At 37.4% G+C, this 11,703-nt stretch carries 9 protein-coding genes; 2 read left to right on the forward strand and 7 right to left on the reverse strand.

Translation table 11 applies throughout. The features are described 5' to 3' along the window. Window positions 1-27 precede the first annotated feature (27 nt). From B5D30_RS05395 to B5D30_RS05405, 3 genes are all read right to left on the reverse strand, one after another. On the reverse strand, window positions 28-882 hold the full coding sequence (locus B5D30_RS05395) for a class C sortase (RefSeq protein WP_078807016.1): 855 nt from the start codon (window positions 880-882) through the stop codon (window positions 28-30). Continuing rightward, window positions 875-3,661: a Cna B-type domain-containing protein gene (locus B5D30_RS05400; protein WP_078807017.1), complete on the reverse strand. Its 2,787-nt coding sequence runs from the start codon at window positions 3,659-3,661 to the stop codon at window positions 875-877. The genes B5D30_RS05395 and B5D30_RS05400 overlap by 8 nt, the downstream gene beginning before the upstream one ends. Window positions 3,662-4,332: 671 nt before the next feature. Continuing rightward, entirely contained in the window at window positions 4,333-5,184 is an 852-nt protein-coding gene (locus B5D30_RS05405) for a hypothetical protein (protein WP_078807018.1), read from the reverse strand. A gap of 408 nt (window positions 5,185-5,592) precedes the next feature. Here B5D30_RS05405 and B5D30_RS05410 point away from each other — a divergent pair, with 408 nt between their 5' ends. Both B5D30_RS05410 and B5D30_RS05415 read left to right on the forward strand, forming a co-directional pair. Further along, window positions 5,593-6,303, forward strand: a complete 711-nt coding sequence (locus tag B5D30_RS05410; RefSeq protein WP_078807019.1) for a LytR/AlgR family response regulator transcription factor — start codon at window positions 5,593-5,595, stop codon at window positions 6,301-6,303. Continuing rightward, a complete protein-coding gene (locus tag B5D30_RS05415; protein WP_078807020.1) occupies window positions 6,303-7,754 on the forward strand; it encodes a GHKL domain-containing protein in 1,452 nt (483 codons plus the stop codon). The genes B5D30_RS05410 and B5D30_RS05415 overlap by 1 nt, the downstream gene beginning before the upstream one ends. Here the strand turns inward: B5D30_RS05415 and B5D30_RS13540 are convergent. The 4 genes from B5D30_RS13540 to B5D30_RS05430 form a co-directional block, all read right to left on the reverse strand. Next, window positions 7,718-7,888: a hypothetical protein gene (locus B5D30_RS13540; RefSeq protein WP_159443219.1), complete on the reverse strand. Its 171-nt coding sequence runs from the start codon at window positions 7,886-7,888 to the stop codon at window positions 7,718-7,720. The genes B5D30_RS05415 and B5D30_RS13540 overlap by 37 nt on opposite strands. Window positions 7,889-8,033: 145 nt before the next feature. Next, a complete protein-coding gene (locus B5D30_RS05420; RefSeq protein WP_078807021.1) occupies window positions 8,034-8,990 on the reverse strand; it encodes an ABC transporter permease in 957 nt (318 codons plus the stop codon). Then, on the reverse strand, window positions 8,987-10,141 hold the full coding sequence (locus tag B5D30_RS05425; RefSeq protein ID WP_078807022.1) for an ABC transporter permease: 1,155 nt from the start codon (window positions 10,139-10,141) through the stop codon (window positions 8,987-8,989). Before B5D30_RS05425 ends, B5D30_RS05420 begins: the two co-directional genes overlap by 4 nt. Beyond that, on the reverse strand, window positions 10,134-11,687 hold the full coding sequence (locus B5D30_RS05430) for an ABC transporter ATP-binding protein (protein WP_078807068.1): 1,554 nt from the start codon (window positions 11,685-11,687) through the stop codon (window positions 10,134-10,136). Before B5D30_RS05430 ends, B5D30_RS05425 begins: the two co-directional genes overlap by 8 nt. Window positions 11,688-11,703 lie beyond the last annotated feature (16 nt).

An 11,703-nucleotide genomic window follows, 5' to 3' on the forward strand; every position in this document is an offset into this window, starting at 1 on the left:
GTGATAAGAGCCACATATCGCATGCTCTTACGAACCACCTTTTTTCTTTTTTTTGAACCCAACAACCCCTATGCTCACAAGGAGCATAGAAATGCAAAGAGTCGCACCAAGCGTGGCGAACAAGAAAAGAGAATGTTGTTTTTTCTTTTCTTTTATTTTTTCTACCTCACGCATCATGCTTGGCGTGAAATCTACACGTTTTCCTGTTACCAGCAAGCGTTGGGTGTTCACACCGATTGGGACACACGTTACAAGGGTGGTTAAATCCAAGTCTTTTTTCGGCTCTCCTGCCTGTAAATCACTCGGGGAAACTTCTTTTATTTCAAAGATTTTGTACGCATAGTACACACCTGAAATTTTGTAAACAATCAAATCTTCTTGTTTGAGATTTGGCACATCATTGAACAATTTTGCGTGCGGAATCCCTGAATGTCCTGCAACGACGGAATGATTGTTAACTCCTCCTGTGAGTTTGCCACTTTTGGCAAGCCAGACAGCTCCAGCTTGTAAAAATTCTTCACATTCGTTGTCGAAAATCGGAAGTGATTGTTCAATAGTAGGCAAATAAATTTCGCCAATCGTATGCTCTACATACATCGAGAGCGTCCGCTCATTAACATTCAACTTCTTCAAACTTTCTGCAGAATATGGGTCTTCTAACGCCTCAAGCCTTGCTTCTTCTTGACGTTTGTCCATTTGTTGCTCTAGTGCTTGCTGATTCTTTTGTGTCGCATTTCTTTCTTCCATGATGTTTTCCGCCATGATTTCATTGATAGAATGAAGCAACACTGGAAGAGCGAGAGAGCCAACGCCAACCAACAAACTCACTACAACTCCAATCGTGAGAAGAAATTCACGTGTTCGCCTTTTTTGTTCATCCATGCTTGCTCCTTTGGTGAAAATACAGGAAGAAAGCTACGCTTAAAAAACCACTGAGTGCAACAAGTAACGGCAGTTTCAATCCTCCACCACCTGTTTGTGGAAGTAAAATTCCTTGTACTCGATACGTGTTTGTTATAATCGTCACAATTGGATTTGTATCGTCATACGCCACTTGATAAGCAACAGGCAAGTTTACCTCTTGCACCGTGTAAACAATCGCCGTTTTGCCGTCTGAACGGTATTTCTCAAGTTTATCCCACGTACATTCCCAATGATTGCCTTCATTAAGCGTCCTTTCACTATTTGGCACTTCTGCATTATCGGCAAATAATTTCACTTTGATTGCCGTTGGTCTCTGCCCTGCTTGGTCGTTGTTGTCAAGCCAGATTTTTCGGGCGGTGTGGGTGGTGGTTGGCGGAACATACGTGTTGGTAATGATTGTAATAACTGTTTTCGTATTGTCATAAGAAACAATGTAATCGCTCGGTGTATTTACCTCTTTCACGGTATAGTTAATTTCAACTAAGCTATTGCTTTGATATTGGGGCAAATCACTCCAGTGATACGACCAGTTATTGCCAGCATTTAAAACGACTTCGCTATTTGGCACTTCCACATCATCTGCAAAAAGTTTTACACTAATTTCACTTGGACGTTTTCCTACTTGATTATTATTATCGTCCCATATTTTTTTCACCTCATGCGTAGTCTTTGGCGGAACATAAGTGTTTGTGATTATCGTAATTTCAGTTTTCCTATCGTCATAGGAAACATCATAATCGCTTGGTATACTACTCTCTTTCGCAGAATAGTGTATTTCTGTTGTTCCGTCATGTTGATATTGCAAAAGATTTTTCCATTGATACGACCAACCATTACTTGCATTTAAGGTAACCTCACTACCTGCAACCTCCACATCATCTGCGTATAACTTCACCTTAATCTCGCTCGGTCTTTTGGCAAATTGATTGTTGTTATCATTCCAAACCTTTTTTACTTCGTGAATAGTCGTGGGTGGAACGTAAGTATTCGTAATAGTTGTAATTTCTGTTTTCGTCTCATCGTAAAAATCGGTATAATTCGTTGGAACACTGACTTCCTTAACGGTGTATTGAATTTCAGTTGAATTGTTACTCTGATATTTTGGCAAATCCTTCCATTTGTGCGACCAATTATTGTTGTTATTTAACGTAATTTCACTATTTACCACTTCTCGATTGTCAGCGTACAATCTTACTTTGATTTCATTCGGACGCTTAGAAAACCGGTTATTGTTATCGTTCCAAACTTTTATGACTTCATGCGTAGTAGTAGGCGAGACATACGTGTTTGTGATTGTGGTAATTTCTGTTTTCTTATCGTCATAAGAAACCGTGTAGTCAGCTGGTGTATTGACTTCCCTTGCCGTATAACGAATTTCCGTTGTGCCGTTGCTTTGATATTTGGCAAGATTTGCCCAAATATGCGACCAGTTATTTCCTGCGTTTAGAGTTACTTCGCTACTAGGAACTTCAACACCGTCAGCATACAAGCTCACCTTGATTTCATTTGGACGCTTGTTTGCTTGATTGTTATTGTCGCTCCATTTTTTCTCCACTTCGTGAGAAGTAACTTCTTCTCGGTAAACACTGATATAACGAGTCGTATCCCCAGTGTTTACTAAACGTGCCATATACTGAGAATTTTCTTCTTTCGGAATAATATAACGTAGCTCATAATTCGGACAAGATAAACGGATAATGCCACCGCTTGTATCACCTTTCACTATCATGACATTTCCTTGTACCGTAATATCCAACCCTGCATTTTCAAGAACTTTTATCGTGTTTGCTTTCCACTCTTGTGCTAAAACATTGTTCGTATCTAACAAATCCACCTTGTACTCACTAGCATTTCCAGTCGGTTGCATTTTGTATTTCTTTTCTTCTGCCTTTTGAATTGTTTCCCAAGTAAACGAAGGAAATAGCTTGTATTCGTTAGGAATTTCCTTTGCCTTGTAGGCAATTACTGCATCTGTCACTAATTTCCTTGCCATTTTCCCGATTTCACCCGATTGAGCAAATGCAGTTCCTTGAAGAGAGTTTGCTGCGTTTTCTGGATAGCAGTAAATATCTAAAATGCTTGGCGTGTCTGTTGGATACTTATTCCCACTTTTATACACATTTTCCGCAACAATCCAAACCGCAATTTGTGTCGCATAGCCAAATTTGGCGTTTTGTAACGCCTCTTCATCTGAATAACCATAACTACTCGCTGCATCTTTATGCACATACATTCTTGCACCATTGGCAAGAACATGAGAAAGCAATGCTTTTTGCTCGGCTGAAAAATTTTGTTTTGGGCTTGTTTGCTCTGTAAATTCCCAGCCTAGCACCGCATTTTTTACATCCGTACAATAATAAGCTTCACCAAAATCACGAGATCTTTCATGGTAAAATACCGCTTCTTTTGCCCCTTTGAAATTTTTTGGTAAATTTCTCACTTCAAGATTGTAATTCCCTATTACATTCTCATATCCGCCATGCCCTGATGACATATGGAAACTACTTGGCAAGTCTGCCCTAGGTGTTATCGCTCTTGGAAAAATTGTTCCTAGCTGATTGGAAAGGTAAGGAGGCGTTTGAGTAGCGGGAGAACTATTCAAATACTCCTCAAGTTGATTCGGCACGCTTAACGTATCAGCTAAAGTAGAGGAAACTTGCACCAACATCAAACATATCACCATAAAACAAAACCATTTAGCTTTAGATAAGGAGTGGTTTATTAAAGTCTTTTTCATTTCTTCATCACCTCCTCGTTGTCAAAAACACCACATATTTTCTTGAACTTCACAAAATAAACAGTTATTGTTCACAAATTCTTCACTTCTTTTTTACTTTACGACATTTTTCTTCTCTCTGCAAATTCTCGCACCTTTCTTTTTTCAATAAATGAGAACATGAGGTTGTTTTAATTTCTGTTTTTGATAAATTATTTTTACATTTTTAACACCTTGTCTTTTTCAATATATATATTTTCGTTTTATGACTAAAAATTAAAATCATAAAATAACATTTCTTGTTTTCTTTTTGATTTTTTCTCCCCTTCACATTTTTCCTTTTTTTAGAAATCATTGACATTGCAAATTTGACCACATCATTTTATCATTTTTAGAAGTCTGAATGATACGAGAAATAATGACAATTTCTTTATTCCCCTTTTCGTTATAAGATTTCTTTGTTATTGTCTTTTAAAAATACTCCCAAAAAAATGCTCACTAAAATAAGCAAGCAATTTCAAAAAAATACTACGGAGAATGCTTTTATAAATTAAAAAACGCCTCTCCTTTTCTACACCTATTTCTGAAAACTTCAAATACAATTCCTTTTTTATTGTTTTTTGAACATTTTATTTTGACATTACCTCAAAAAACACCGAAGTCTCCTCCGATGTTCTCACCCTCTAAGATATTTATTCCGCAAGCATTTCCTTTATCTCCTGAAATGTCGCTACATTCAAATCCGTGAACGTATCATAGTATTCTGTTACAACATTTCCTTCCATTTTGGCAATTGCAAGACGTTCTTCTGCTTGGATAATAACAAATGCACCTTTATCTGTGAAAAGCACTCTATCGTCCGCTTTCCCTGCTCGTTTCTTCGTGTTTTTCAGCCAAAACGCACTGCCGTTCTCAACTCCATTCTCACTCACCTCACGTTCCACTTCTTCCAGTGCAGAAAATGGAGCTTTCACAAGCTGTGCAGACGGAGAAATCATAAGATTTGGATACAAACGTTTTAAATTTTCAATATCTGATAACTGTTCATTAAAACTCACTTTTTCTTGCATTTGACCGCCACCAAGCGAGCGAATTTTCGCACGAATTTCGCCCACGGTCGTTGCGTTCGGATCTGTTTTGGCATCATAGAACTCAATTACTTTATTGTTCTCATCACTAATTACACTTACACCGTCACCACCAACGAAGTAACCGCCAGCCTTATCACGAAGAACCCAATCTTTATCGTCCAAAATACGTTCTTCTTCGTCAAACCATTCTTTGTTGCCACCTTCCTTATCTTGCCGCCAATTTTCGATGATTAAATCCAACGTAGCAGTCGTTGCACGCAGACATTTTGCAGAAGAAAAGTCATAATTTGGATAGTCTTTTTTTATCCTCTCCATATCTGGCTGTTGTTCTCTTGAGAAAGAAACGCTCTCGTCATTTGCATTGACCATTGCCTTTTCACCGCTCAACGCAATCACTGTTCCAATTCCAACACCTAACAAAATTGCTGGAATAATCAATAATGATTTTTTCATTTCTAAATCCTCGCTTTCTATTTTTTGTCTCAAAGGACAAACTTAGTCTACATCTTTTCACGGGTGAAATATCTGTCATGTAACGATTAACTGGTTTTATGTAATGTTTTGCGGGGAAGTATATAGGTACCTCTAAAAAAATTTTTCAGTTATTCATTACATCAAAAACGTCATTCGTTACATGATTGTCTTTTCTTTATCAAAATAAGTTAGACTAACTTTGTTAGCAAAAAAATATGGGTACCTATAAAAAAGACTAAGACAAAAATTTTGCACCTATCCTATTCAACTACGGATATTTTATAAAAACAAGCAGAATATTTGTCTCAGCTTTATTGTTCAAGAGTTTCTTTTTTGATAAAATAAAGGGCACCTCTAAAAATAAATTTTACAATTGGAGTAGTTAGCATGAAAATAAAGATAGCAGTCTGTGATGATTCTATTGAGATTACCAATCAAATAGAACAATTATTGTCAGAGTTTCACTCTTCATTATTTGATATAGATGTTTTCCAAAGTCCTGAACGATTACTTGAGTTAATCAAAGAAACACACTACGATTTTTTTATTTTAGATATTGAAATGCCTGAATATACAGGAATTGAAATAGCAAAATATATTCGACAAGATACACTTTATACTCCAATTTTGTTTTTAACCAGTTTCAAAGAATACATGGAAGATATTTTCAAGTTACAAGCGTTTGATTATATACTCAAACCTCTTACAAAAGAAAGATTTTTCCCTGTACTTGAAAAAGTTCTTTTATATTTGCAATATGAGGAAGACTTTTTTACTACAACGTTTAAAAAAAAGACTTACTCTATTCCATACAAGGAAATTATTTATTTTGAAAAACAAAAACGAAATGTCTTAATTTATACTCTAAAACATCAATATGAAACAGTTCTTTCTACAAACGATTTACTTGATAAGCTCAATGATACTTTCATTCAAGTCCATACATCTTTTATTGTTAATAGTAGATACATTCGTGAACTTCAAAATAATAGCTTATTTCTTTCTTGCGGTACAAAAGAGATAGAAATACCAATCAGTAGAAAGTATGGAAAGCAAGCAAAAAAACAAATTCTAATAAAATTGAAAGGAGTTATGTGATGAATGTATTTTCACCCCCTCTAGCAACAGCACACCCTCAAGGGAATGTATTTGAGATTTTAAGTGCTTGTTTAGACTACTTATCAACTAATTTTAGTGATTTATTCACTAATGACATTTTGCCATACACTATTGAAATAATACTAACAGTCTATCTTTTTCATACAAAAAAAAGAAACGGAAAATTATCCTCACACTATATACTCTCTCTTTTAGGATTAGTTTTAGGCTATACCTTAATGTTGTGTTTAATATGTATATATCCGCTATTGTCTAAAGGAGATTCAATAAATTTACGACTCATTAATATCGTTGTTTATACTCTGGCAACTATTTTATCCGTCTGGTACATTGGGAATAAAGAAAAAATGAATTTTAGAATAACTGTAATTTATATTCCTATATTACTTTGGTTATTCCTAGTGCTTAAAGATTTAACTTTTTTTGTAATCAATCAAATTCAAGTTCGTTTTTTATTCAATACATCCGAAGAACCAGCTCATATTTTTAATAATAACTTATTTGCATATTTTGTTACTAATTTATTTTTTCTTATATGTAGTGCGTTTGCCATTTGGTGTCTAAAGAAAAAGTTACCTTTTTCTCCTAAAGATACAGAAATGAATACACCATTGCTATTAGCGTTTCTCTCTGTTCCAATATTTTCTTTGTTGCTCTACTTATTTTTCATCCAAGGAAATATTTTAGACAGTTCTGGTATGAATATTTCAAAACGTGGACTTCTAGCTATCCTTGCAATATTTTTCTTAAATTTTTGTGTCCTATTTCTCTATAAAACTATGAGAAATTACTACAACGATCTAATTACTACTACTATTCAAAATAAAGACTTTAATGCCGAACTCAAGCATTATCAACAAATGGAAAAGACACAAAATCATTTACGGCGTACCAAACATGATTTGAAAAATCAATACATTTTACTTTCTGCCTTGCTTGAGAAAGGGGAGATTACTGAGGCTCAGGAAATACTTCAGCACTCTTTAAGTGATGTCGAAAAAACGGATAATTTTTATACGAATAACTTTGCAATGAATTACTTGCTTAATGAAAAAAATAAAATAGCAATAGCTAACAATATAAAACTAAATATTAAGGTATTACTTCCCGAAAAGCTCAAAATTTCAAATGAATATCTCGCAATCGTTATCGGGAATCTTCTTGACAACTCAATCGCAGCTGTAAAACGTAATAAACAAGGGAAAAATCGAGAGATAACTTTTACAATTAAAGCATTTAACCACAATGTCTTGATTGAAACGAGCAATACTTTTGATACAAGTGAACTTGAAACAAGAAAACAACGAAAATATGAAGGGGTCGGTATCAAAAGTATTCAAAAAGTTATTAAAGAAAGAAACGGTCTCTACGAACAATGGATCTACGACGACGTCTACGCAACAAGTATCGCTTTTTTAAATGTGTATTGAGAAAAAACAGACATGAGGAAGATTTCATGTCTGTTTGCTTTTGTCAGCTGTGAGGGGCTGGCAACTGTTCGCAACAGCACTGGAAACTGCGTTTCCAGCACGTAAATGCTGTGGCTCACTGTTGCAGACTTCAAAACGCCCCGCTCGCTTTTCTTTGTCTGGCTACGAGGGGCAGGGGCTTGGTCGCTGTTCGCAATGCCACCTGAAGCTCTGCTTCAGGCAAGTAAATGGCATGGCTCACTGCGACAATCCCCTGAACGCCCCTCTTCGCTTTTCTGTTTACTTCGATTTTATATAGTTTCTTCCGTTTGCTTTTGGTCCTGTTGCTTTTCCTAGGAAAATAACTAGGATGAGAATGGTTAGGACGTATGGTGCGATTTGCAGGTAGACTGCTGGTACATTTTTTATAACAGGAAGTTGACCACCTACGATTGCTAGAGATTGTGCTAAACCGAAGAATAGCGAGCTTGCCATAGCACCGATTGGGTTCCATTTTCCGAAAATCATTGCTGCCATACTCATGAACCCTTGTCCTGCAATAGTTGTTGCGGAAAAGTTGACCGAAATGCTCTGAGCAAATGCGGCTCCGCCAATTCCGCCGAGAAGTCCTGAGATAAGTACACCTGAATATTTCAAAGCATAAACGTTAATCCCAAGTGTATCAGCTGCTTGTGGGTGTTCGCCGACAGAACGCAAACGAAGTCCAAAGCGTGTTTTGAAAATGATAAACCAACTTGCTACACTTACAAAAATTGCCACATAAGCTAAAGGAGAAGTTTTCATGAAGAAAATTTCGCCGATAACTGGAATTTTGCTCAAAACGGGAATATCCGTATAGCTAAATTGCTGACTAATGTTGTCCGTTTGTCCTTTTCCGTAAAATACTTTTACCAAAAAGACTGCTAGAGCGGGTGCCATAAGGTTGACTACCGTACCACTTATGATATGGTCTGCACGAAAATTAATCGTTGCGACTGCGTGAAGAACGCTAAAAATTGTTCCGACTATCCCTCCAATGAGTAAACCAATCCAAGGCGTTGCCGCACCAAAGGTGTCGCTCATTTGCAAGTTGAACACAACGGAGCTAAATGCCCCCATGACCATAATCCCCTCAAGACCAACGTTGACAACTCCGCTACGCTCTGAAAATGTTCCCCCAAGAGAAGTGAAAATCAAAGGTGTGGAGTAAATCAACATACTTGACACAACAAGAGCTAAAATTTCAACTAAACTCATGATGCCTCACCTCCATTTCCCTTATCTTTCGATTTCTCCTCGCTCGCATTTATGCTGGCACCTGCCACTTCAAGAGCGACTTTTTCTTTGTCTTTTGTCAATTTATCAAGCAACAAACGTACAAGATAGTTTGCTCCTACAAAGAAAATAATACTTGCTGCAACGATTTGAGCGATTTCTGCTGGGATATTCATTGCTTGCATTCCTGCTGAACCGCCACGCAAAATGGCAAACAAAATAGCAGATAAGAAAATACCAATAGAAGAACCATTTCCTAAAAGACTAACTGCCATTCCGTCAAATCCAATTGAAAGACTCGTTGCTTGGTTGGAATAATTTTGGAAATAACCAAGACCTTGCACGACACCTCCAAGACCTGCTAAAGCTCCAGAGATAAGCATGGAAGTAATAATCGTCCGTTTACTTGAAATCCCTGCATATTCTGAGGCAAATGGATTGAGACCTACGGCACGAATTTCAAAACCTGTGGTTGTTTTCTTCATCAAAAACCAAACGAGTATAAGGAATAAAATTGCCAAAATAAATCCGTTGTTTAAAGATGAACCACCTGTAATGCCTTGCATAAATTTGCTCGTAAGACTTGCATTTTCAGAAATAACGTTAGTCGAATCTGTATTTGCAAGATAGCTTTTTGGCCAGACATTGTGCAAAATGTTTCCTGCAAGGTAAAGATAGACATAGTTGAGCATAATTGTCGTAATCACTTCACTTGTACCAAAATACGCACGCAATGCTCCCGGAATCCCTGCTGCAATAGCTCCTGCAAGCATTCCAATAATAATTGCCAATGGCAAAAGGATTGGCTTGGGTAAGGTCGGATTGGCTAATGCCACCCAAACACTTGCTACCCAGCCACAAAGTGCTTGACCGCTTAAACCGATATTGAAAAATCCCGCTGAATTGGCAACTGCAAAACCAAGTGCAGTGAAAATCAAAGGCGTTGCGTTACTCAAGGTTTCACCAGTGAAAAATGGATTTTGCAAAGCTGATTGAATCATTGCTTGGTAGCCTTCGATTGGATTGTAGCCAAAAATCAGCATGATAACAGCACCTAGCATGAAACCGAACACGACAGCGATAAGTGGAATTAGAAGTGCTTTTATATCCAGCCTTTCTTTCAAATTAGACATCCTCACGCACCTCCTCGTTTATTTTTTGACCAAACGCTTCAAGATGTGCTTCTTCTCTACTTGCTCCAGCCATTAGAAGTCCGAGTTCTCGCTCGTTGGTTTCTTTAGGATTGACAATGCCTGCGATTTTTCCTTCGTGAATAACGGCAATTCTATCCGATACATTCATAATTTCATCCAGTTCAAAACTGACAACTAGCACCGCTTTGCCATTGGTTCTTTGTTCAATCAAACGTTTGTGAATATATTCGATTGCTCCAACATCCAGTCCACGAGTTGGTTGAGAAACGATGAGTAACTCTGGATTTCTGTCTACTTCACGTGCGATGATTGCTTTTTGCTGATTTCCACCAGAAAGAGCTTTAGCTGGAACCAATTCATTGACCGTTCTCACGTCAAATTCTTCGATTTTTTCACGTGCAAAAGCATTGATTTTGTTGTAATTTAACACTCCATGTTTACTAAGTGGTGCTTTGTAATAGGTTTGCAAACCGATATTTTCAGCCAAACTCATCTCTAGCACTAAGCCGTCACGGTGACGGTCTTCTGGCACGTGACCTACTCCTCGCTCGGTAATACTGCGTGGCTTGTGATTGGTAATGTCCTTGCCAAGTAGAGTTACACTGCCACTTTCCACTTTGCGAAGTCCAGTAATTGCTTGAATAAGCTCACTTTGACCGTTGCCGTCAATTCCTGCAATACCAACGACTTCCCCCGCATGAACGTCAAGAGATAAACCTTTCACAGCATCTAGCCCCCGACCTTCTTTTACCACTAAATCACGTATAGAAAGCACTGCCTCTTTTGGTGTTGCTGGCACTTTTTGAGTTTTAAACGAAACTGCACGTCCCACCATAGCATCTGCCAATTCTTGAGAAGAAACACCTTTTACATCAAACGTATCAATAGATTTTCCACGGCGAATAACCGTTACTCTATCTGCCGATTTTCTTATTTCATCAAGTTTGTGCGTAATCAAAATAATTGACTTGCCTTCTTTGACTAGCTCTTTCATGATTTGAATTAATTCTTCGATTTCAGCAGGAGTTAACACTGCTGTTGGTTCGTCAAAAATCAAAATATCCGCTCCACGATAGAGTGTTTTTAAGATTTCTGCACGTTGCTGCATACCAACTGAAATATCACGCACGAGCGATTTTGGCTGAACGCTAAGCCCGTAACGTTTGGAAATTTCTTCGATTTCTTTGACTGCCTTTTTCTCATCTAGTAACGCTCCATTTTTTACAGGCTCACTGCCTAATACAATATTTTCTGCTACTGTAAAGGCATCTACTAGCATAAAATGCTGATGTACCATACCAATTCCGAGTTTTGTTGCAACCGTTGGGCTAGAAATTTTTACAGGTTCTCCGTTTAACAAAATTTCTCCACTCGTCGGCTCTAAAAGTCCAGAGAGCATATTCATCAAAGTTGATTTTCCTGCACCATTTTCTCCTAAAAGTGCATGGATTTCACCTTTTCTTACATTCAAGTTAATATTATCATTCGCCTTAAATGTACCGAATTGCTTCGTGATGTTTTTCATCTGAATAACATATTCA

It is taken from the genome of Pilibacter termitis (assembly GCF_900167335.1).
In the GTDB taxonomy this organism is placed as follows: Bacteria; Bacillota; Bacilli; order Lactobacillales; family Streptococcaceae; genus Pilibacter; species Pilibacter termitis.